Source organism: Sphingomonas sp. LH128 (assembly GCF_000293195.2).
GTDB classification, from domain to species: domain Bacteria; phylum Pseudomonadota; class Alphaproteobacteria; order Sphingomonadales; family Sphingomonadaceae; genus Novosphingobium; species Novosphingobium resinovorum_A.
Genome location: NZ_ALVC01000584.1, coordinates 1 through 626, shown reverse-complemented (window position 1 = coordinate 626; position 626 = coordinate 1). Strand labels below are relative to the sequence as shown.

Annotated in this window: 1 protein-coding gene; it reads right to left on the bottom strand. The window is 67.1% G+C overall.

All coding sequences use genetic code 11. The features are described from left to right. Positions 1–626 (bottom strand): Mu transposase domain-containing protein (locus LH128_RS30415; RefSeq protein WP_037522251.1); only part of this gene is annotated, 626 nt, incomplete at both ends.

The following is a 626-nucleotide window of genomic DNA, read 5'->3' as shown; positions in this document are numbered from 1 at the left end:
CCCTGAGCGCATCGACATCGGGCAGGCGCCCGCTGTCGAGTGCCTCATCGATCCGCCGGGCCAGCACGTCGACACAGTCGCCCCTGGCGGCGATATCGAGCAGCGCGACGGCATCGCGGCAGGCCTGCCGTCCGTCGAGCTGGGCATCGAAGGCTTGCCAGGCCCGCCGGTAGGCGTGATCGGGGAACAGGGCTTCGCGGTAGACGAGGTTGCGCAGTGCACCGGGCTTGCGGCGCAAGTTACCGATCATGTGCCGGAAATCGATGCTGTGCCCCCGGTGGGGATGACTGATCCGCACACGCGGCGTGGACATTACCCTGTCCGGACCGAGGAAGAGCTCGATGCGATCGTCAAAGAGATGCGCGTTGAGGCGCCGTCCGACGAGGCGGGAAGGCACCGAATAGGTAACCCGATCGATGCCGACGGTGCCGTTGCGGGTGACATCGACGGTGACCATGGCGAAATCGGTGGTTCGCCTTGCGGGCAGCGCCTTGAGTACCCTGCGTTCTGCATCGATGCGCGCGGCATGCCGTCGGTTCTGCCTGGCGACCTGGGCGTCAACGAACTCGCGCCAGGCCTCGATGCTGACGAAATCGCGGCTGCCCCGCCGGCGCAGGGCCTGATCG